At 68.3% G+C, this 21,144-nt stretch carries 22 protein-coding genes; 12 read left to right on the top strand and 10 right to left on the bottom strand.

The genetic code is table 11. The annotated features are described in order from the left end of the window. Positions 1–161 precede the first annotated feature (161 nt). Positions 162–578: a VOC family protein gene (locus LDL21_RS20210; protein ID WP_067492273.1), complete on the bottom strand. Its 417-nt coding sequence runs from the start codon at positions 576–578 to the stop codon at positions 162–164. Positions 579–726: 148 nt separating this feature from the next. On the opposite strand from LDL21_RS20210, the gene LDL21_RS20215 reads away from it, so the two are divergent. After that, positions 727–1,725, top strand: a complete 999-nt coding sequence (locus LDL21_RS20215; protein WP_225281329.1) for a sigma-70 family RNA polymerase sigma factor — start codon at positions 727–729, stop codon at positions 1,723–1,725. Positions 1,726–1,738: 13 nt separating this feature from the next. Here LDL21_RS20215 and LDL21_RS20220 read toward each other — a convergent pair whose 3' ends face one another. Further along, complete coding sequence (locus tag LDL21_RS20220) at positions 1,739–3,274, bottom strand: acyl-CoA synthetase (protein ID WP_225281330.1); 1,536 nt, start codon at positions 3,272–3,274, stop codon at positions 1,739–1,741. A 22-nt stretch (positions 3,275–3,296) separates the two neighbouring features. Next, complete coding sequence (locus LDL21_RS20225; protein WP_225281331.1) at positions 3,297–4,334, bottom strand: LLM class F420-dependent oxidoreductase; 1,038 nt, start codon at positions 4,332–4,334, stop codon at positions 3,297–3,299. Positions 4,335–4,395: 61 nt separating this feature from the next. Between LDL21_RS20225 and LDL21_RS20230 the strand changes: the two genes are divergently transcribed. The 5 genes from LDL21_RS20230 to LDL21_RS20250 are packed head-to-tail and all read left to right on the top strand — an operon-like array spanning position 4,396 to position 8,839. Continuing rightward, complete coding sequence (locus LDL21_RS20230) at positions 4,396–5,364, top strand: Zn-ribbon domain-containing OB-fold protein (protein ID WP_225281332.1); 969 nt, start codon at positions 4,396–4,398, stop codon at positions 5,362–5,364. A gap of 16 nt (positions 5,365–5,380) precedes the next feature. Further along, on the top strand, positions 5,381–6,394 hold the full coding sequence (locus tag LDL21_RS20235) for a thiolase family protein (protein WP_225281471.1): 1,014 nt from the start codon (positions 5,381–5,383) through the stop codon (positions 6,392–6,394). Continuing rightward, positions 6,391–7,560: a thiolase family protein gene (locus LDL21_RS20240; RefSeq protein WP_181698752.1), complete on the top strand. Its 1,170-nt coding sequence runs from the start codon at positions 6,391–6,393 to the stop codon at positions 7,558–7,560. The genes LDL21_RS20235 and LDL21_RS20240 overlap by 4 nt, the downstream gene beginning before the upstream one ends. Continuing rightward, entirely contained in the window at positions 7,557–8,441 is an 885-nt protein-coding gene (locus LDL21_RS20245) for a TIGR03619 family F420-dependent LLM class oxidoreductase (protein WP_181698753.1), read from the top strand. The genes LDL21_RS20240 and LDL21_RS20245 overlap by 4 nt, the downstream gene beginning before the upstream one ends. Continuing rightward, the gene (locus LDL21_RS20250; RefSeq protein WP_067492266.1) at positions 8,438–8,839 is read left to right on the top strand and encodes a nuclear transport factor 2 family protein; all 402 of its coding nucleotides are present in this window, start codon (positions 8,438–8,440) and stop codon (positions 8,837–8,839) included. Before LDL21_RS20245 ends, LDL21_RS20250 begins: the two co-directional genes overlap by 4 nt. A 58-nt stretch (positions 8,840–8,897) precedes the next feature. Here the strand turns inward: LDL21_RS20250 and LDL21_RS20255 are convergent, their stop codons facing one another. After that, a complete protein-coding gene (locus LDL21_RS20255) occupies positions 8,898–10,178 on the bottom strand; it encodes a cytochrome P450 (RefSeq protein WP_225281333.1) in 1,281 nt (426 codons plus the stop codon). Between the two features lie 132 nt (positions 10,179–10,310). On the opposite strand from LDL21_RS20255, the gene LDL21_RS20260 reads away from it, so the two are divergent. Then, on the top strand, positions 10,311–11,474 hold the full coding sequence (locus LDL21_RS20260; RefSeq protein WP_225281334.1) for a steroid 3-ketoacyl-CoA thiolase: 1,164 nt from the start codon (positions 10,311–10,313) through the stop codon (positions 11,472–11,474). A gap of 365 nt (positions 11,475–11,839) precedes the next feature. After that, positions 11,840–12,256, top strand: a complete 417-nt coding sequence (locus tag LDL21_RS20265) for a helix-turn-helix domain-containing protein (protein WP_019044759.1) — start codon at positions 11,840–11,842, stop codon at positions 12,254–12,256. Between the two features lie 77 nt (positions 12,257–12,333). On the opposite strand, the gene LDL21_RS20270 is transcribed toward LDL21_RS20265, so the two are convergent. From LDL21_RS20270 to LDL21_RS20290, 5 genes are all read right to left on the bottom strand, one after another. Then, a complete protein-coding gene (locus tag LDL21_RS20270; RefSeq protein WP_067492265.1) occupies positions 12,334–13,365 on the bottom strand; it encodes a hypothetical protein in 1,032 nt (343 codons plus the stop codon). Beyond that, positions 13,362–13,877 (bottom strand): M78 family metallopeptidase domain-containing protein, encoded by a 516-nt coding sequence (locus LDL21_RS20275; protein ID WP_181698756.1) that lies wholly within the window; start codon positions 13,875–13,877, stop codon positions 13,362–13,364. The genes LDL21_RS20270 and LDL21_RS20275 overlap by 4 nt, the downstream gene beginning before the upstream one ends. Before the next feature lie 11 nt (positions 13,878–13,888). Beyond that, positions 13,889–15,061, bottom strand: coding sequence for a hypothetical protein (locus tag LDL21_RS20280; protein WP_225281335.1), 1,173 nt, complete (start codon positions 15,059–15,061; stop codon positions 13,889–13,891). 203 nt (positions 15,062–15,264) lie between these two features. Then, positions 15,265–16,176: an SDR family oxidoreductase gene (locus LDL21_RS20285; protein WP_225281336.1), complete on the bottom strand. Its 912-nt coding sequence runs from the start codon at positions 16,174–16,176 to the stop codon at positions 15,265–15,267. Positions 16,177–16,188: 12 nt separating this feature from the next. Continuing rightward, positions 16,189–16,956 (bottom strand): SDR family oxidoreductase, encoded by a 768-nt coding sequence (locus LDL21_RS20290; protein WP_372462210.1) that lies wholly within the window; start codon positions 16,954–16,956, stop codon positions 16,189–16,191. 72 nt (positions 16,957–17,028) lie between these two features. Here LDL21_RS20290 and LDL21_RS20295 point away from each other — a divergent pair, with 72 nt between their 5' ends. Genes LDL21_RS20295 through LDL21_RS20310 form a run of 4 tightly spaced genes read left to right on the top strand, consistent with a single transcriptional unit; the run spans position 17,029 to position 20,526 of the window. Further along, positions 17,029–17,793, top strand: a complete 765-nt coding sequence (locus LDL21_RS20295; protein ID WP_181701007.1) for an enoyl-CoA hydratase family protein — start codon at positions 17,029–17,031, stop codon at positions 17,791–17,793. An 8-nt stretch (positions 17,794–17,801) separates the two neighbouring features. Continuing rightward, on the top strand, positions 17,802–18,680 hold the full coding sequence (locus LDL21_RS20300) for a CoA transferase subunit A (protein ID WP_225281337.1): 879 nt from the start codon (positions 17,802–17,804) through the stop codon (positions 18,678–18,680). Beyond that, positions 18,677–19,444 carry a CoA-transferase subunit beta gene (locus LDL21_RS20305; RefSeq protein ID WP_181701010.1) on the top strand — a complete coding sequence of 256 codons (768 nt, stop codon included), beginning with the start codon at positions 18,677–18,679 and terminating at the stop codon, positions 19,442–19,444. The genes LDL21_RS20300 and LDL21_RS20305 overlap by 4 nt, the downstream gene beginning before the upstream one ends. Next, complete coding sequence (locus LDL21_RS20310) at positions 19,441–20,526, top strand: NAD(P)H-dependent flavin oxidoreductase (protein ID WP_225281338.1); 1,086 nt, start codon at positions 19,441–19,443, stop codon at positions 20,524–20,526. The genes LDL21_RS20305 and LDL21_RS20310 overlap by 4 nt, the downstream gene beginning before the upstream one ends. Positions 20,527–20,671: 145 nt before the next feature. Here the strand turns inward: LDL21_RS20310 and LDL21_RS20315 are convergent, their stop codons facing one another. Further along, the gene (locus LDL21_RS20315; protein WP_067640670.1) at positions 20,672–21,133 is read right to left on the bottom strand and encodes a hypothetical protein; all 462 of its coding nucleotides are present in this window, start codon (positions 21,131–21,133) and stop codon (positions 20,672–20,674) included. Between the last annotated feature and the right edge of the window lie 11 nt (positions 21,134–21,144).

A 21,144-nucleotide genomic window follows, 5' to 3' on the forward strand; every position in this document is an offset into this window, starting at 1 on the left:
CCCCCCCCCCGCCCCCCCCCCCCCCCCCCCCCCCCCCCCCCCCCCCCCCCCCCCCCCCCCCCCCCCCCCCCCCCCCCCCCCCAGGGGCCGCGCTCGAGCGCGCCAGCGCTCCAATAAACACAGCCCAATACCTTCGTGGTGCACAAAACACCAAGGTAGTTCTAAGCCCCCGGGTAGTTCATGAAGAACGGCTCCCACTGGTGCCCGTCGGGGTCGATGAAGGTGCGGCCGTGCATACCCACCTGCGCCTCTTCGGCCCGCTTGTCATCGTTGACTTCCTCGCGAGCACCGGCCGCGACAGCAGCGTCGGTCAGCGCGTCGACCTCCTCGGCGCTCCCCAGCGACAGGGCGTAGGCCGCGGCGACCTGGCTGCCGGTATCGGCGATGGGGCGCTTGCTGAACGTCGTGAAGAAGTCCTTGGTCAGCAGCATGAGGCAGATGTTGTCGTCGACGACGATGCAGGCCGCGTTCTGGTCGGTGAAATCCTCGTTGACCTTCCACCCGAGCGCCTCGTAGAACCCCTTGGAGCGGTCGAGGTCGGCGACGGGGAGGTTGATGAAGATCATCTTGCTGCTCATGGTTCAGCCTTTCGGAGCGTCGTTGCGGTCTCGTTCATGTAGACGCTGCGACGGATGAGGATTCATCGCCGGACCGGAAAATTCGCGAAACTTCGATAGTCCGATTCATCCCCTGTCGGCTGTCGGACCCCTGTGGCATCGTGAAACCATGACGGACGCCACAACCGCAACCACCGGACCGGACCCCGAGGTCCTCGCCGAATTCGAAACCCACCGGCGCGAGTTGTGCGCGTACGCCTACCGCATGCTCGGCTCCTCCTTCGAGGCCGAGGACGCGGTGCAGGAGACGTTCACGCGCGCCTGGCGCTCCTACGATTCCTTCGAGGGTCGCGCCAGCCTTCGCTCGTGGCTCTACAAGATCGCCACCAACATCTGTCTCGACATGCTCGATCGCCCGCAGAGCCGAGCCAGACCGATGGATCTGAACGGCCCGGGCCGCCCGGATTCCCCGCTGCCGATGCCGCAGCCGGATTACGTGTGGATCGAGCCGATCCCGAACGCGCTCGCCTTCGGCGCCGACCCGGCCGAGCACGCCTCGACCAAGGACACCTTGCGTCTGGCGTTCGTGGCCGCGTGTCAGCATCTGCCCGCCACCCAGCGCGCGATCCTGATCATGCGTGAGGTGCTGCGCTTCTCGGCGAGCGAGACCGCCGAGGCGCTGATGATGTCGCCCGCGTCGGTGAACAGCGCGCTGCAACGCGCCCGCTCGACGATGTCGAAGGTGCAGCCCACCGTCACCGACGGCTTCGACGACACCGACCCTGATCAGCGCAAGCTCGTCGACGATTTCGTGAAGGCCTTCGAGGCCTACGACATGGACGCGCTCACCACCTTGCTGAAAGCCGATGTGGCGCTGTCGATGCCGCCCTTCGACCTCTGGATCTCCGGACCGGAGAACGTGGCGGCTTTCATGCTCGGCACCGGAAGCGCCTGCCGCGATTCGCGGATGGTTCCGCTGGAGGGCGCCAACGGCCTGCCCGCGTTCGGCCATTACAAGCCGAGCGAGGAGCCCGGCGTCTGGGTGCCGTGGTCGATCACGGTGCTCGAACTCGAGGGCGACACCATCGCCGGCCTCAACTTCTTCCTCGACACCCAGCGCCTGTTCCCGCTGTTCGGCCTGCCGCCCGAGTGGCGCGAAGCCGTCTGAGCGGCAGGCTCTTTCAGAGCAGTCTGCGCTTGTACAGCTTCCCATTGGGGTCGCGAGGCAGCTCCGCACGGTATTCCACCGTGCGGGGCAGCTTGTACTTGGCGAGCTGACCGGCCGCGAAGGCGAGCAGGTCGGTGGTGAGTTCGTCGTCGCCCGCGACACCGTCGACCGGCTGCACGAACGCCTTCACCTGCTGACCCCAATCCGGGTCGGGCACACCGAGAACCGCCACGTCGGCGACCTTCGGGTGACTCATCAGCACGCCTTCGATCTCGGCCGGGTAGATGTTCACGCCGCCGGAGAGAATGAGGTCCGAGCGCCGGTCGCAGAGGAACAGATAACCGTCCTCGTCGAGGTAACCGATGTCGCCGACGGTGAACAGATCACCGACGCGCGACTCCTCGGTCTTCTCCTTGGCGTGGTGGTATTCGAAACTCGAGGCGCCCATCTTCATGTAGACCAGGCCCTCTTTGCCCGGCGGCAGTTCGGTGCCGTCGGTCTCGTCGAGGATCTTGATGACCGACCACGGCCAAGCCTTGCCGACCGATCCGGGCTTGGCCAGCCATTCGGCGCCGGAGATCACCGTGCCGCCGCCCTCGGTGGCGGCGTAGTACTCGGTGACGACCGGCCCCCACCACTCCAGCATCTGCCGCTTGGTCTGCGGCGGGCACGGCGCGGCGCCGTGCACCATGCTGCGCAGCGAGGACACGTCGTAGCGGGCGCGCACCTCGTCGGGCAGGGCGAGCAGGCGATGGAACTGGGTGGGCACCATGTGCGAGTGGGTCACCCGGTGCCGTTCGATGAGCGCGAGCATGTCCTGCGCGTCCCAGCGGTCCATCAGAACGAGCTTGTGCCCCAACTGGATCGAGATGGTCGAGAAGTTCAGTACGGCGGTGTGATAGAGCGGCGAACCGCAGATGTGCACGTGGTCGTCGTAGGGCGCGAGCCCGAAGAGGCTGAAGAACGCCTTGTTAGGTGCGGGAACCTCGTCGGGATCGGCGCCGGTCAGCGGGCGGCGAACGCCCTTGGGGCGCCCGGTCGTTCCGGAGGTGTAGAGCATCGGTGCGCCGACCGAACGCTCGTCCGGCCTGCCGGTATCGGCCGCGCCGAGCCACGACACCGGCCGGAAGCCCTCGATCGTGCCCACGGCGAACCGCGCGTCGGTGGGGAGTCCGGCCTCGTCGGCGGCCGCGGCGGCGGTGGCGGCGAACCGTTCGCTCGCCAGGAAGGCCGAGGCGTCACTGTCCTGGAGGATGTAGGCGATCTCGGGCGCGGTCAGATGCCAGTTGACCGCGACGATGTAGAAACCGCACTGGTAGGCGGCGAAGTACGCGGCGATCGCCTCGACGCCGTTGTGCAGCATGCTGACAACGACGTCTCCGGTTCGCAATCCGATCCCGCGTAGCCCGTTGGCGTACCGGTTGGCGAGGGTGGCCAATTCTCGATAGGTGATCTCCCGGCCGTCCGGGTCGACGACGGCGACCCGCTCGGGTTCGGCCGCGGCGATATTCCACAGTCCGAGGATTTCCGTTGTCTGCTGACTGCTCACCCCTACGAATTTAGAACGTGTTCTACCGCGTAACAAGGGGTTGGAGCCGACGAAGTTGTTCGGCATCGGAAACCGAGATCAGCATCATGGTCACGCCGGCGTCCTCCCATTCCCGCAATCGGGTGCGGACGTGCGCCTCGTCGCCGAAGATCGCGGTGTCGGTGATCAGCTCGTCGGGTACCGCGGCGGCGGCCTCGGCCTTGCGCCCGGCCCGGAACAGCGCAGAGATCTCGTCGACCTCCTTGTCGTAGCCCATCCGCTTGTAGACCTGGGCGTGGAAGTTCAGCTCGGGCGCGCCCATACCGCCGATGTAGAGCGAGGTGACCCAGCGCATCCGCTCGATCTCGGCGGCCGGATCGTCGGTGACGATCACCTGCGCGCTGGCCGCGATCTCGAAATCCGCACGTGAACGCCGAGCGCCCGGCCGTGCGAAGCCCTCGTCGAGCCACTCGTTGTACATGCCTGCCAGGCGCGGGGCGTAGTAGATCGCGAGCCAGCCGTCGGCGATCTCGGCCGTCTGCGCGATATTCTTCGGGCCTTCGGCGCCGAGCCAGATCGGCAGGTCGGCGCGCAGCGGATGAACGATCGGCTTGAGCGGTTTACCCAGGCCAGTGGCGCCGGGACCGGTGTAGGGCAGGCCGTAGACCTGGCTGTCGGAGGTCACCGGCGCCTCGCGGGCCAGCACCTTGCGCACGATGTCGACGTACTCGCGGGTGCGCCGCAGCGGCTGCGCGAACGGCTGCCCGTACCAGCCCTCCACCACCTGCGGCCCGGACACACCGAGCCCGAGGATGGCCCGGCCACCGCTGAGATGATCCAGCGTGAGCGCGTGCATGGCGGCCGCCGCCGGGGTCCGCGCCGACAGCTGGGCGACCGAGGTACCCAGCCGCACGCGCTGCGTGGCCGAGCCCCACCAGGCCAGCGGGGTGAAGGCGTCCGACCCCCAGGACTCGGCCGCGAACACCGCGTCGAACCCGACCTCCTCGGCCGCGACGACCATCTCGCCCGCGTTTGTGGGCGGCTGCGCACCCCAGTATCCGAGTTGCAGTCCGAATTTCATGGCCGACGCCCTTTCCGGCGAATCCTTGCGTGCAGAATAAGAACCTGTTCTACTCGATATCGTGACCCAGGGGAATACCGCAGTGGAAGTATTGAGTGCACCCCTTCGGGTGCAGTTCGACTACACCAGATCCGTCGGACCGATCATCGGAGCCTTCCTGACCGGACTGCGCGAGCGCCGCATACTCGGCGTGCGCGGCAGTGACGGCCGGGTGCTGGTACCCGCCCAGGAATACGATCCCATCACCTCGGCCCCATTGGCCGAACTCGTGCAGGTGGAGACGACCGGCACGGTGCGATCGTGGACATGGGTGGCCGAGCCGCTACCCGGCCAGCCGTTCGACCGCCCGTTCGCCTGGGTGCTCGTGCAGCTCGACGGTGCCGACACCAGCATGCTCCACGCCCTCGACGTGACCGAGCCCGCCCAGGTGAGCACCGGCATGCGGGTGCGCGTGCGCTGGGCCGAGGAACGCACCGGCACCATCGCCGACATCGCCTGCTTCGAGCCGGGCGAGGGTGCGACCGCACCGCCCGTCGAGGATGCGGCCGAGCCGGTGACCATGCTGGTGACGCCCGTCGACATGAGCTACAAGCACACCGCCTCGCCCCAGGAGAGCGTGTACCTGCGCGGTCTCGCCGAGGGCAAGCTGATCGGCGGCCGCTCCGAAACGGGCGGAGCCGTGTACTTCCCGCCGCGCGGCGCCAACCCGACCGACGGCACCCCCACCGACGACCTCGTCGAACTGCCCGACAAGGGCACGGTGACCACCTTCTGCATCGTGAACGTGCCGTTCCTCGGCCAGCGGATCAAGCCGCCCTACGTCGCCGCCTATGTGCTTCTCGACGGTGCCGATATCCCGTTCCTGCACCTGGTTCTCGGGTGCGAGGCGTCCGAGGTGCGCATGGGCATGCGGGTCGAGGCCGTGTGGAAGCCCCGCGAGGAATGGGGCCACGCACTGGCCAACATCGACCACTTCCGCCCGACCGGCGAGCCCGATGCCCCGTACGAGTCCTACCAGCACCACCTCTGAGAGAGGCGACGTGACTATTCCCGAAATCGCGGTCGTGGGGTTCGCCCACGCACCGCACGTGCCGGAGACCTTCGGCACCACCAACGGCGTCGAGATGCTCGTGCCGTGCTTCCAGCAGCTCTATGCCGACCTCGGCATCACCAAGTCCGACATCGACTTCTGGTGCTCGGGTTCCTCGGATTACCTTGCCGGCCGCGCCTTCTCGTTCATCTCGGCGGTCGACGCGATCGGCGCGGTGCCGCCGATCAACGAGTCGCACGTGGAGATGGACGCCGCGTGGGCGCTCTACGAGGCGTGGGTGAAACTGCTCTCCGGACAGGCACAGACCGCCCTCGTGTACGGCTTCGGCAAGTCGTCGGCGGGCACGCTGCGCCAGGTGCTGAGCAGGCAACTCGACCCGTATCTGGTCGGCCCGCTGTGGCCCGACTCCGTCTCCGTCGCGGGCCTGCAGGCGCGCGCGGGACTCGACGCGGGACGCTGGACCGAACAGGACATGGCGGCCGTCGCCGGTGGTGACATCGAATCCCTGCTCGCCGCACCGTATGTCGCCGATCCCTTACGAGCGCACGACATCGCGCCGATCACCGACGGCGCGGCCGCGATCGTGCTCGCCGTCGGCGACCGGGCACGCGAACTGTGCGAGCGCCCGGCCTGGATCACCGGCATGGCGCACAATATCGACCCCCAGGGATTCGGCGTCCGCGACCTGACCCGCTCGCCGTCGACCACGCGCGCGGCTGCCGCCGTGACCCGGGGCAACACGGACTTCGACGTGGCCGAACTGCACGCACCGTTCAGCCATCAGCAGCTGATCCTGGCCGAGGCGATCGGCCTGTCCCCCGACACCACGATCAACCCGTCCGGCGGTGCGCTCGCGGCCAACCCGATGTTCGCGGCCGGTCTCGAGCGGATCGGCAATGCCGCCACGGCCATCATGTCCGGCACCGCGAACCGGACCCTCGCCCATGCGACCAGCGGCCCAGCGCTGCAGCAGAACCTGGTCGCCGTCCTGGAATCCGAGGCATCATGAGCTTCCCCGCAGCGGTGCTCGGCACCGGTCAAACACATCACGTGACAAAACGTGCGGACGTGTCCATGGCGGGCATGTGCCGCGAGGCGATCGATCGCGCGCTAGACGACGCGGGCTTGACCATCGACGAGATCGACGCGGTCGTGGTCGGCAAGGCGCCCGACTTCTTCGAGGGCGTCATGATGCCCGAGCTGTACCTGGCCGAAGCCCTCGGCGCCATCGGCAAACCGCTGCTGCGCGTGCATACGGCGGGATCGGTCGGCGGTTCGACCGGCATCGTCGCCACCAACCTGGTGCAGGCCGGTGTGCACGGCAAGGTGCTCGCGATCGCGTGGGAGAAGCAGTCGGAGTCGAATGCCATGTGGGCGTTGTCGATTCCGGTGCCGTTCACCATGCCGGTCGGCGCGGGCGCGGGCGGCTACTTCGCCCCGCACGTGCGCTCCTACATCCGCCGCTCCAACGCGCCCATGCACATCGGTGCCCAGGTGGCGGTGAAGGACCGGCGCAACGGTGCCAAGAATCCCCTCGCGCACCTGCACCAGCCCGACATCACCCTCGAATCGGTGCTGGCCTCCCAGATGCTCTGGGACCCCATTCGTTTCGACGAAACCTGCCCGTCCTCCGACGGCGCCTGCGCGGTGGTGCTCGGCAACGCCGAGGCCGCGGCCGCCGTCGAGGCACAGGGCAAGACGGTCGCCTGGGTGCACGGCACCTCGATGCGCACCGAACCGACCACCTTCTCCGGGCGCGACCAGGTGAACCCGCAGGCCGGTCGCGACGCGGCCGCCGCGCTGTGGGCCGCCGCGGGCATCACCGATCCGCTCGAGGAAATCGACGTCGCCGAGATCTACGTGCCGTTCTCCTGGTTCGAGCCCATGTGGCTGGAGAACCTCGGCTTCGCCGCCGAGGGCGACGGCTGGAAGCTCACCGACAAGGGCGAGACCGAGATCGGCGGCAGGCTGCCGGTGAACCCGTCGGGCGGGGTGCTCTCGTCCAACCCGATCGGTGCGTCGGGCCTCATCCGTTTCGCCGAGGCGGCCAAACAGGTGATGGGCCGGGCAGGCGACTACCAGGTCGCCGGCGCGCGCAAGGCGCTCGGCCATGCCTACGGTGGCGGGTCGCAGTACTTCGCCATGTGGGTCGTGGGAAGCGAGCGCCCCGAATGAAATTCACCCTCGGTGTCGCGCTGAGCCCGCTCGACCAGCTCACCGAGCTGGCCAAGACGGCCGAGGAGTGCGGCTTCACCTCGATCGGCCTGCCCGACTCGCTGTTCTACATGAAGTCCCAGAGCGCCGACTACCCGTACACCCCGGACGGGAGCCGGTTCTGGGGCCCGGAGACACCGTGGGTGGATCCGCTCATCGCCGCCGCGTCCATGTCGGCCGTGACGACGACCCTGCGGTTCTACACCAATGTGCTCAAGCTCGGCTCCCGCAATCCGCTGCTACTGGCCCGCCAGGTCGGCTCGATCGCCAACATGTCGGGCAACCGCTTCGGCTTCGGCGTCGGAATCGGCTGGGCTCCCGAGGAATTCGAGTGGTGCGGGGTGCCCTACGCCAAGCGTGGCGCCCGGGTGGACGAGATGATCGAGGTCATCAAACTCGTCCTCGACGGCGGCATGGTCGAGTACCACGGCGAGTTCTTCGACTTCGACCCGTTGCAGATGAGCCCCGCGCCCACCGAGCGGGTGCCGTTCTACATCGGCGGTCACACCGGTCCGGCCCTGCGCCGCGCGGCCCGCGTCGGCGACGGCTGGACCTCGGCGATGATGAAGTTCGACGAGCTCACCGGGACCATCGCGACCCTGCGCACGCTGCGGGCGGAATACGGCAGGGACACCGAGCCCTTCGAGATCCAGGCGGTCTGCATCGATCGCCACGGCCGCAGCGGCTATCAGGACCTGGCCGACGCGGGCGTCACCGACATCATCGTGGTGCCGTGGCTCTTCGACGGCATCGGCTTCGACGGCGAACTCGCCGCCAAGCAGGACTCGCTGCGCCGCTTCGCCGAGAAGTACATCGCCGATCCCATCGTGGCGGCGTCGTGAACGCGCGCGATGCAGGACTGGCCTCCCAGGCCGCGGTCCGCGCCAAGGACCGCGCCGCCTGGATCGCGTTGTTCGCCGAGGACGGCATCGTCGAAGACCCCGTCGGCCCTTCGGGTTTCGATCCCGAGGGCGTGGGTCATCGCGGCCACGAGGCGATCGGCGCGTTCTGGGACAAGGCCATCGCCAATACCGATTCGATCGAGTTCCTGTTCGAGGACTCCTTCGCCTGCGGCAACGAGATCGCCTTCACCGGCCTGATCCGCACCACCATGGCCGGCTACCTCATCGACGCCGAGGGCGTGTTCACCTACAAGGTCGACGCCGACGGCAAGATCGCCGCCCTGCGGGCCTTCTGGGAGGTCGACCGCGCGATGGCGACCAGCCGCAAGGCCTCCTGAGTCTCGAAAACGCAACGGCCCCGGACCTTTCGGTCCGGGGCCGTTGTCGTTCGGTACCTCAGTGCGAGACCGGGCAGCCCTTGGTCTTGTAGTCGACCGGGAGCTCCTTGATGCCGTTGAGCCAGCCCGAGCGCAGACGCTTGGGGTCGCCGATCTTCGTGATGTCGGGCAGATGGTCGGCGATGGCGTTGAAGATCAGGTCGACCTCCAGGCGGGCCAGGTTCGCGCCGACACAGAAGTGCGCGCCGGTGCCGCCGAAGGACAGATGCGGGTTCTCCTTGCGCATGATGTCGAACTTCTCCGGGTTCTCGAAGACGTCCTCGTCGAAGTTCGCCGAGCGGTACAGCATCACCAGGCGCTGGCCCTTCTTGATCTGCACGCCGCCGAGTTCGGTGTCCTCGAGCGCGGTGCGCTGGAAGGAGGTGACCGGGGTGGCCCAGCGGATGATCTCGTCGACCGCGGTGGCCGGGCGTTCCTTCTTGAAGAGCTCCCACTGATCGGGGTTCTCCATGAACGCGATCATGCCGTGGCTGATCGCGTTGCGGGTGGTCTCGTTGCCGGCGACCGCGAGCACGATGACGAAGAAGCCGAACTCCTCCGCACTCAGCGACTCACCGTCGACGTCGGCCTCGATCAGGGTGGTGACCAGGTCGTCGGCCGGACAGGCCTTGCGCGCCTCGGCCATCTGGTACGAGTAGCCGAGCAGCTCCATCGACGCCGCGACGGGGTCGACATCGACATTGTCGGGATCGTCGTAGCCGGTCATGTCGTTGGACCATTCGAAGACCTTCATCCGGTCTTCCTGCGGCACACCGATGAGTTCGGCGATCGCCTGCAGCGGCAGCTCGCAGGCCACCTGGGTGACGAAGTCGCCGCCGCCCGACTCCGCCGCTGCCTTCACGATCTTCTCGGCGCGCGAGGACAGCTCGGCGCGCAGACTGTTCACCGCGCGCGGGGTGAAGCCCTTGGCGATCAGCTTGCGCAGCTTGGTGTGCTCGGGGGCGTCCTTGTTCAGGATGACGAAGCGCTGCAGCTCGATCTGCTCGCGCTTGATGTCGTCGTTGAAGCGCGGGATCGCGGTGTTCTCGTAGGTCGAGAAGACATCGCTGCGGCGCGAGACCTCTTTGACGTCGGCGTGCTTGCTGACCACCCAGAACCCGTCGTCGTGGAAGCCGCCCACCTCGGGCGGCTGCGGGTTCCACCAGATCGGCGCCGACCGGCGCAGCTCAGCGAACTCCTCCGCCGGGACACGTTCGGCGTAGATGGCCGGGTCGGTGACGTCGAACCCCTCGGGCAGGTTCGGCAGGGTACCCGTGGCTTCGTTGCGCGGATCTACCACCAGATGTCTCCTTCGACAAACTGAAACACGTTCTACAATCATTCAAGCACAGGGTATGCCACGACGGAAGAACCTCGCGGTTTTGCCCCGCTTACATAAACAGAACACGTTGCAGTTCAGAGGGAGATCCAGATGGGCACACCGGTAATCGTCGAGGCAGTGCGAACCCCGATCGGCAAGCGGCGCGGGCGGCTTTCCGGCCTGCACGCGGCCGAACTGCTCGGCCTGGCCCAGCGCGGACTGCTCGACCGGGCCGACCTCGATCCGGCCGAAGTGGAGCAGGTGATCGGCGGCTGCGTCACCCAGGCAGGCGAGCAGTCCAACAACGTCACCCGCGTCGCGTGGCTGCACGCGGGGCTGCCGTGGCAGACCGGCGCGACGACCATCGACGCGCAGTGCGGTTCGGCCCAGCAGGCCAACCACCTCGTCGCGGGGCTGATCGCCACCGGGGCCATCGATATCGGCATGGCGTGCGGTGTCGAGGCGATGAGCCGGGTGCCGCTCGGCGCCAATGTGGGCACCGAGGCGGGACCGCGCAGGCCCGAGTCGTGGTCGATCGATCTGCCCGATCAGTTCGGCGCGGCCGAGCGAATCGCGCGGCGGCGCGGGCTCACTCGCGACGACCTCGACCGATTCGGCCTGCGCTCACAGCAATTGGCCGCCGCCGCCTGGGCCGAAGGCCGCTTCGATCGCGAGGTACTGCCCGTGGTCGCGCCCGTGCTCGACAGCGAGGGCGCGCCGACCGGCGAGAAGGCCGAGGTGACCCGCGACGAGGGCTTGCGCGCGAGCACGATCGAGGGCCTGGCCAAGCTGAAGCCGGTGGTCACCGACGGCCTGCACACCGCGGGTACGTCGTCGCAGATTTCCGACGGCGCGGCGGCGGTGCTCCTGATGGACGAAACCGTCGCCCACCGAAAGGGTTTGCGACCGCGCGCACGGATCCGCACCCAGGTACTCGTCGGCGCCGAACCGGAGTTCCATCTGGACGGACCTGTGCAGGCATGCACGCGACTGCTGGAACGCTCGGGAATGGCGATCGGCGATATCGATCTTTTCGAGATCAACGAAGCATTCGCGGCGGTTGCCCTTTCGTGGGCTTCTGTACATCAGCCGGACATGGAACGGGTAAATGTCAACGGCGGTGCGATCGCAATCGGGCATCCTGTCGGTTCCACCGGTTCTCGTCTGATCACGACCGCATTACACGAGCTCGAACGCACCGGCAAGGGAACCGCGATGGTTCTCATGTGCGCCGGTGGAGCCCTCGCGACCGGCACGATCATCGAACGCCTGTAGACTGGGCGTACCGAAACCGGGCGCCCAGGTTGAACATTCATCTCCAGGCGCCCGGAACGTGTCGTACGCCACACGATCCGAGGGGCGAGGGGGATGATGAGGCATCAGCAATCTTTGGGCTATCATGGGTCCGAGGTGGAAGACCCCCGCGACGGGCACGAACTCCGGCACCCATCGGCTCCACAAGAGTCGTTGACGTGACCCCGCAAACGCGGCCGTCGCGGGCCCTGTACGCAGGTGAGCGTCGGAATCCGCAGAGAAATCCTGAATCAGGCGTAGGTTTTCAGTTACTGAGCCGCTAATATCAATGATACGTATCCGAGATAACGACTGTTAGTACAGTGAAGGGAATTGGGCGGCTCACAATGGCTGATTTCGCGGCGCGGCTGAACAAGCTGTTCGAAACCGTGCATCCCCCGGGGCGCAAGCCGCACACCAACGCAGAGGTTGCGGCTGCGCTGACTGCCTCCGGGCATCCGATCTCCAAGCCGTATCTCTCGCAGCTGCGGTCGGGACAACGAACCAACCCGTCCGACGAGACGGTGGCCGCCCTGGCGAAGTTCTTCAAGGTCAAGCCTGACTACTTCTTCAACGACATCTACGCGGCCAAGATCGATCACGACCTGGAACTGCTTGCGCAGCTGCAGGGTTACGGGCTGCGTCGTCTGTCCAGCAGGGCATTCGACCTCTCGGAAGAATCACAGAATCTGCTCACCTCCATGGCGGAGAAGTTGCGGGCCAGCGAAGGCTTGCCCGAAATTCCTCCGGACGGAACGGAATAGGAACAACCAGGCGGATACGCGAAGAACGGGCCTGAGCCGGTGGAAACACCAGCTCAGGCCCGTTCTTGTTGTCTGCGTCAGCTCGACGCGGCGGCATTCTGCGGTGCGCCCGCCGTGGCCACCGCCACCTCGTATCGCTTGGCCAGTGCCAGCACCCAGCCGCGTGGGCTCACGCCGGGCGGCGGCGCGATCCAGCGCGCGTCGACGAACAAGTCCCCCAACGGGTTTCGGGCCCACTCGGCCACCACGGCCGCGCGCTCGGGGACGGAGTTCGGCGGCTCACCCGCCGCCGGGATGACGATGCCGCTGCCCGACAGCAGATACAGCGCGTCCATCACCTGGGCCACGTGATCGGAGGCCTTCAGCTGCGCCGAGGTGGCGTTCTGCTCGGGTGCGACGACCTCCGGGAACCGGCCGACCATCAACTTGTGCAGTGGGCGGATACGCCGCAACAGGATTCGGGCCCGCCACCACAGCTCGATGACGATCGACACCGCGCCGAGCGAGATCAGCAGGCTCGCGATCTCCCACGCCTGCCAGCCCCACGTCGGCTGACCGGGCGGGGTCGGCTCGGCGCCCTGGAAGGCGCGGCCCGCGTTGGCGAAGGCGAGCACGGCGACCAATGCCGTTCCCGCCGTGTAGATCGCGATGCCGCGACCCAGCGTGGTCCAGTCCAGATTGCGCAGACCGGTGGTGACGATGAAGACCGCGCCGAGCGCGACGACGATCCAGCCGAAGGTGAACGACCAGGCCAGCGTCAGCGCGATGGCGAGGGCACCGATGCCGTAGACGATCATCGCGACCTGGCGCAGGTTGCGTCGCGACACGACCGGCCAGGCGGCCGAGGCGACCACCGACGTGGCGGTGGTGAACAGGATCCACGCCGAATCGACGATGCCCGTGGACAGCCAGCCGCTGTGCAGGCCGCCCGGGAGCAGATTGTCGACGGCGACGGCGATATCGGGGATGGCGACGGTCGAGGCGAGTGCGACGGCGGCGACCGCGACGACGATGGCCACGCGGGCCGTTGTCGCGGGCTTGACGAGCACGCGTCCCACTCGCGCACCCGCGGCAACCCAGACCAGCAGGGCTGTCAACCAGAGTGTCATCCGAGTGCCTCATCGAATCGAAGGACCGAGACGCCTGCGCCTCGGTTGTTGAAGACGCGCAGTCGTGTCATGAGCATGGCCGCGAAGGTCTCGGCCTCCCACTCGGCCAGGTCGTCGGCTCCGTCCTCGACGATCTGGGCGTGGGCGCGCTGACTGAGCATGTAGGCGATGAGGTCGTCGCTGACCTCGAGTGTCGTCTCGACCGCGGGCGCGCCCTCGTGGTCGAAGACGATGTGCCCGAGTTCGTGGGCGAGGGTGTGGTCGCGGCTCGGCAGGGCGTCGGCGAGCACGATGATGTCGCGCTCCGGGTAGAACCGCCGCTGGCCGCACACGCCGGGACCCAATTGCGCACTGGTGATCTCGATTTCGCGCTGCCGCTCGAGCGAGACCGCCGCGACCACCTCATCGAGGGTGGTCGCGTCGGAGTCGGCGGCGACCGCGCACACCGCGTCGACGGCGGCGGCGACGCGACGATAGGACCGCGAGGTGGACTGGGTCTTGCTCTTGCTCATCGAAGATCCCCTCACGACCTCGGTCCGAAGAACTCGGCACGCGCCGCGTTCACCCGCGCCTGGGCGGCGGCGGCACCTTGGAAACTCACTGCGCCCGAACCGGTTCCGGCCAGGGCGAGCGCTATCAGGCCGCCGATCACCGACAGCAGTTCGGGTTCGGGCAGACCGTTGTTGTCGCTGGTCGGCCGGACCTCGTGGTTGGGCTTGGCGGCCTGAGCGGGCGCGGCGGCGGCAGGCGGCGCGGGGGCGGCGGCCGGGGGCGGCGGCGCATCGGCCGGGGCCGGTGCCGCCACCGCCACATTCGGCGCGGAGATACCCGGGATCGACGGCGTGCCCGGTGCGGGCGGGATAGCGATCGCGGGCAGCGCGGGCGACGGTGTGGGCGGGGTCTGCAGCAACAGCAACAGCAGCAGCGGCGAGGCCGAACCGACAGCGGCCGAGCCGACGGCGGCCGAACCGGTCGCAGCCGAACCAGCGCCCGCGGAACCGACCGCGGCGGAACCGACGGCAGCCGAGCCGACGGCCGCGGAGCCGGTACCGGCCAGTGCCGAGCCCGTCCCCGCCGCGGCCGAGCCCACGGCGGCCGAACCGGTGCCCAGTACCGCGGCCGCACCAGCCGAACCGGTGGCGAGTACAGCGGCGGCACCGGCGGAACCGGTGCCGAGGATCGCGAAGGCGCCTGCCGAGCCCGTGCCGAGCACGGCGCCGAGGCCCGCTGAGCCGGTGCCGAGGAGCACGCCGAGGCCTGCCGACCCGGTGCCGAGCACCAACCCCGCGGCGGCCGAACCCGCGCCGAGAACGGCGGAGCCGGAGGCCGGACCGGCCACTTCCTTGGTCGGGAGTTCGGTGGTGTCCTGGCCGGGGATGCTCAGCGGGGTCCACTCGGTCTCTTCGGCGACTTCGGCACCGGTCTGGGGTGGGTCGCCCTGATTCGCCGGTGCCGGGTCGTTGCCGCTGCCCGTACCCGGCAGGGTGAGTTCGATCGGCTTGCCGTTGCCCTGGGCGGGATCCTCGGCCGGTTCACCGCCGCTTCCGCCGATGCCGGTGCTCCCGCTGCCGGACGGTTGCGCGGCGGGCGTCGGCGGCTTTTCCGGCGCGGCGAATGCGGCGACGGGCCCCAATAGGGCGCAGCCGGCCAAGACACTCGCAGCGGCAAGAACGCGCAACATGCGACCAACGGCCATGCGCCTGTCATCCCCTTTAAGTAATTCCGCGCAGCATTACCCCCGGTCGCGACACATTCCGGGATCGACGAACAGTAGCCCATAGTAAACCCACGCGCAGAACCCCGCAGGAGAGCGCAAGAGCCGTCCAGCCCCCTGGACGCCTATGACATGGCAAAACCGCAGGCCCGGCGGCTTCGCTCAGTGTCCTCTTGCGAAGTTAGCTATGCACCGTAAACCGGCTCCGGTTCGGCGCCCTTCTCGATCAGCTGAGCCACCACCGGACCGAGCTCGGCCGGATCCCAGCGCGCACCGCGATCGACGGCGACGCCGTGCCGCCAGCCTTCGGCCAGCGCGACCTTGCCGCCCTCCACCTCGAACATCCGCCCGGTCACCCCGGCGGACTCGGGGCTGCCGAGCCAGACGACCAGCGGCGAGATGTTCGCCGGGTCCATGGCGTCGAAGCCGGCATCGGGCGCGGCCATGGTTTCGGCGAAGACCGTTTCGGTCATCCGCGTGCGGGCCGCGGGCGCGATGGCGTTGACGGTGACGCCATAGCGCCCGAACTCCGCCGCGGCGGTGAGCGTGAGCCCCGCGATGCCCGCCTTGGCCGCGCCGTAGTTGCCCTGGCCGACGCTGCCCTGCAGACCGGCGCCGGAGCTGGTGTTGACGACGCGGGCGTCGACCGCGCACCCGGCCTTGGCCTCGCCGCGCCAGTACTCGGCGGCATGACGCATGGTGGCGAAATGGCCCTTGAGGTGCACGCGGATCACCGCGTCCCACTCGTCCTCACTCAGGTTCACCAGCATGCGGTCGCGCACGAAACCGGCATTGTTGACCAGCACGTCGAGCCCACCGAAGGTGTCGACGGCCTGGCGGACGAGCCGGCGCGCGCCTTCCCAGTCGGCCACGTCGTCGTAGTTGGCGACCGCCTGCCCACCGGCGGCGACGATCTCGTCGACGACCTGCTGTGCGGGCGTCTCCGAGGTGGGTGCGCCGTCGAGCGCGGTGCCCACGTCGTTGACGACGACGCGCGCACCCGCGGCGGCGAAGGCGAGCGCGTGCGCGCGCCCGATCCCGCGACCCGCACCCGTGACGATCACCGTGCGGTCGGCGCAGATCAACTGCTGGTCCATCGAAACTCCTAGTTATCCGTGGTTCGTATTCGCGGCATCGAGAAAAGCGGGCCGCTCCCCCGCGCCGTGCACCAGCAGGCTCGCGCCGCTGATGTAGGCGGCCAGCGGGGAGGCGAGGAAGAGGGCGGCATTGCCGACGTCGGCGGGGGCGGCGAGGCGGCCGAGCGGGATGGTCGCGCCGACGGCGGCGACACCGTCGTCGTCGCCATAGTGCAGGTGGCTCAGTTCGGTTTCCACCGGTCCGACCACCACGGAATTGAGGCGGACCTTCGGCGCCCATTCCACCGCGAGCGAGGTGGTGAGGTTGTCCAGTCCGGCCTTGGCCGCGCCGTAGGCGGCGGTGCCGGGCGAGGGCCGGTGCCCGCTGACGCTCGAGACCATCACGATGGAACCGCCCGAATCCTGTTTCTGCATCACGGCATTGGCCTGCTGCGCGATCACCAGGGGGGCGAGCAGATTCAGCTCGATGATCTTGGTGTGGAAGCGCGGGCTCGCCGCGTCGGCCAGGGCGAAGGGCGCCCCGCCCGCGTTGTTCACGACATGGTCGAGCCGCCCGTGCGCGGCGAGGATCTCGTCGAACATGGCGGCGACCGCGCTGTCGTCGCGCACATCGCAGGAGTAGTGCTCGGTGCCGTCGATCGGGGTGTCGGCGGGTCTACGCGCGCAGGTGAGCACTGTCGCGCCCGCCGCGAGGAAGGCACGGGTGATGCCCGCGCCCACGCCGCGCACTCCGCCGGTCACCAGAACGATCTGGCCGGAAAGGTCGATTTCTATCGCCACCGTGTTAACCTACCAAGCAATTGCTTGCTTTGTCTCGGGTTCGCCCGGGCACGCACCGATAGGACAGTTGCCATGGGAATCGACCGGCATACCGAAACCGAGGGGGTGGAGGTCGTCACGGTCGACTATCCGCCGGTCAACGCGCTGCCGTCGGACGGCTGGTTCGCGCTGGCCGACGCCGTGCGCGCCGCCGGACGCGACCCCGGCACCCGCGTGGTCGTGCTGCGCGCGGAGGGTCGCGGCTTCAACGCGGGCGTCGACATCAAGGAGATGAACGCCGACACCGGGCACACCGCCCTGATCCGCGCGAATCACGGATGCTTCGAGGCCTTCGCCGCCGTGTACGACTGCGAGGTTCCGGTGGTCACCGCCGTCAACGGGTTCTGCCTCGGCGGCGGGATCGGCCTGGTCGGCAACTCCGACGTCATCGTGGCGTCCGACGACGCCACCTTCGGCCTGCCCGAGGTGGACCGCGGTGCGCTCGGTGCCGCGACCCACCTGTCGCGGCTGGTCCCCCAGCACCTGATGCGGACCATGTTCTACACCGCGGGCAAGCTCACCGCCCAGCAGCTGCACCACTACGGGTCGGTGTACAAGGTGGTGCCGCGCGCCGAACTCGACGCCGCGGCCATGGAGGTCGCGAAGAACATCGCGAACAAGGACGGCCGGGTGATCCGCGCCGCGAAGCGGGCACTCAACGGCATCGACGTGCAGGACGTGCACCGCTCCTATCGCTACGAACAGGGCTTCACGATGGAGCTCAACCTGGCCGGGGTGGCCGACGAGATCAGAGCGCGTTTCGACGACGACCTCGCCGCGCAGAAAAAGGGGAAGTAGGAAAAGCTATGCGCGACAAGAGAATGACCCTCGACGAGGTGGTCGGCGAGCTGCGCAGCGGCATGACGATCGGGCTCGGCGGTTGGGGATCCCGGCGTAAGCCGATGGCGCTGGTCCGTGCGCTGCTCCGCTCGGATGTCACCGACCTGACCGTTGTGACCTACGGCGGGCCGGACCTCGGTCTGCTGTGTTCGGCGGGCAAGGTGCGCAAGGCCTACTACGGCTTCGTCTCGCTCGACTCGGCACCGTTCTACGACCCGTGGTTCGCCAAGGCGCGCACCGAGGGTGCGATCACGGTGCGCGAGATGGACGAGGGCATGGTGAAGTGCGGATTGCAGGCCGCCGCCGCCCGGTTGCCGTTCCTGCCGATCCGGGCCGGGCTCGGCTCGGCGGTGCCGGACTTCTGGGAGGGCGAGCTGAAGACCGTCGTCTCGCCGTATCCGCACGCCGACGGCCGGACCGAAACGTTGATCGCCATGCCCGCCCTGAATCTCGATGCGGCGTTCGTGCATCTGGACCTGGGCGACAAGCACGGCAATGCCGCCTACACCGGCGTCGATCCCTACTTCGACGACCTCTACTGTCTCGCGGCCGAACGACGCTACGTCTCGGTGGACCGCCTCGTCGACACCGACGAACTGGTGAAAGCCGTTCCGTCGCAGGCGCTGATCCTCAACCGGATGATGGTCGACGGCGTCGTCGAGTCACCCGGTGGCGCCCACTTCACGTTCTCGGGCAGCTACGGACGCGACGAGAAATTCCAGAAGCACTATGTGGCGGCCGCGCAGTCGCCGGAGTCGTGGGCCGAGTTCAGGGCGCGCTATCTCGACGTGAACGAAGACGAATACCAGTCCGCCGTCAAGGCTTTCGCGGAGGAGCAGCGATGAACGCAGTACCGGCGACCGGCCAGATCACGCGCGCGGAGGTGTGCGTCGTCGCGGCGGCGGAGATCTTCCGTGGTGCGGGCGAGATCATGGCCAGCCCGATGTCGACGATCACCACCATCGGCGCGCGACTGGCCAGGCTCACCTTCGAACCCGACCTGCTGCTGTCCGACGGTGAGGCACTGTTCTTCGCCGAGGTGCCCGCGATCGGCGCGAAAGCCCCGGTGGAGGGCTGGATTCCGTTCTCCAAGGTGTTCGACGTGGTGGCCTCGGGTCGGCGGCACGTGGTGATGGGCGCCAATCAGCTCGACCGCTTCGGCAACCAGAACCTCTCGGCGTTCGGGCCGTTGCAGCAGCCGCGCAGGCAGATGTTCGGTGTGCGCGGGGCGCCCGGCAATACGATCAACCACGCGACCAGCTACTTCGTGCCCAAGCACAACCCGCGGGTGTTCTGCGAGCAGGTCGACATCGTGAGCGGTGTCGGCTACGACAAGATCGACCCGGCCAACCCCGCCTTCCGTTTCCATCACCTGCACCGGGTGGTGTCCAACCTCGGCGTCTTCGATTTCGGCGGCCCCGAGCACACCATGCGCGCGCTGTCGCTGCACCCGGGTGTGACGGCCGAGGAGGTCGCCGAGAACACCTCCTTCGAGATCGCCGGGCTGGCCGACGCGGGCGAAACCCGGCTGCCCACCGAGGAGGAGCTGCGGCTCATCCGGACCGTGCTCGACCCCAAGGGTTTCCGCGAGAAGGAAGTGGCCGCATGACCGCCCGCCTGCGTACCCCGCTGACCGAGCTGATCGGCATCGAGCATCCCGTCGTGCAGACGGGAATGGGCTGGGTGGCCGGACCGCGGCTGGTCGCCGCGACCGCGAACGCGGGCGGGCTGGGCATTCTCGCCTCGGCGACGATGACCTTCGAGGAGCTGGAAGCGGCTGTCGCCAAGACGAAGTCGCTCACCGACAAGCCGTTCGGGGTGAACATCCGCGCCGATGCCACCGACGCGCCCGAGCGCATCGAACTGCTCATTCGTGAGCAGGTGCGGGTCGCCTCGTTCGCCTTGGCGCCGAAGAAGGAACTGATCGCCCGGCTCAAAGACGCGGGCGTGGTGGTGATTCCGTCGATCGGTGCCGCCAAGCACGCCGTGAAGGTGGCCTCGTGGGGTGCGGACGCGGTGATCGTGCAGGGCGGTGAGGGCGGTGGGCACACCGGACCGGTGGCCACCACGCTGCTGCTGCCCTCGGTGCTCGACGCCGTCGACATCCCGGTCGTCGCGGCCGGCGGTTTCTTCGACGGGCGCGGGCTCGCGGCGGCGCTGTCCTACGGTGCCGCCGGGGTGGCCATGGGCACCCGGTTCCTGCTCACCCAGGAGAGCACCGTCCCCGACGCCGTGAAACAGGAGTACCTGGCGCGTGGACTGGGCGACACCGTGGTTTCGGTGAAGGTCGACGGCATGCCGCACCGCATGCTCAACACCGAACTGGTGGAGCGCCTGGAACATTCGGGCGGCTGGCGCGGACTGTCGGCGGCCGTCGGCAACGCCGCCAAGTTCAAGAGCATGACCGGGATGAAGTGGTCGACGCTGATGCGCGACGGTCTCGCCATGCGGAAGACCAAGGACCTCAGCTGGTCGCAGGTCGTGATGGCGGCCAACTCGGCGATGCTGACCAAGGCCGGTCTCGTCGAGGGCCGTACCGATGCGGGTGTGCTGCCCGCGGGCCAGGTCACCGGAATCATCGACAGCCTGCCGACGGTGGCCGAGCTGATCGACGGCATCGTCACCGACGCGCTCACGCGCATCGCGGCCGTCGGCACGCTGGTCGACACACCGGTCACCGAGCAGAGCTGACTCCAGACCCATCCCGGCGAGCCCCCCACAGCGGTGCGCCGGGATGCCGCCCGACGGGTCTGAGCCTCCCGTCGAAAGGGCGAACAGGGCACCGAACCGGATGTGGTACTCACAAGGCGCGCATCCGGTTCGGTGCTCTTTCCACTCAGAATTCGGAGACCGCGAACTCCCCGGTGCTCGGCAGATGCGCCAGCGGCGTGGTGCGGATGGTCGCCTCGATCCGTCCGGCGCCCGTCGCGAGTGTCAGGCCCACCTCGGGGCCCGGTTGCCCGCTCGGACCGCCTGCGACGACAGTCGCCGCCGAACCGCCCGCACCGGTGTCGAGATTGCGCCACTCGACCGTCGTCGTCACCGTGCAGCCGCTCTGATGTGAACCGGGGGTCGCGCTCCAGAACGTGCCGCGCAGCCGCATCTCCGCCTCACCGGACCTGGTGATGCCTTGCCCGGACAGGGCAGTCGCGTCGATCTGACCTGCGCAGGTCCAGCCGGTGGCGAGGGTGTAGGTGGGCTTGAACGGAGTCATTGCCGAGGCGGGGGTCGTCGCGCCGAGGAGGAGTCCTGCGGTTGCCGCCGCGACGAGCGTCGCGCGGCCGGTGTACTTCCACATCACTGCGTGCC

It is taken from the genome of Nocardia rosealba, assembly GCF_020216065.1.
GTDB lineage: Bacteria > Actinomycetota > Actinomycetes > Mycobacteriales > Mycobacteriaceae > Nocardia > Nocardia rosealba.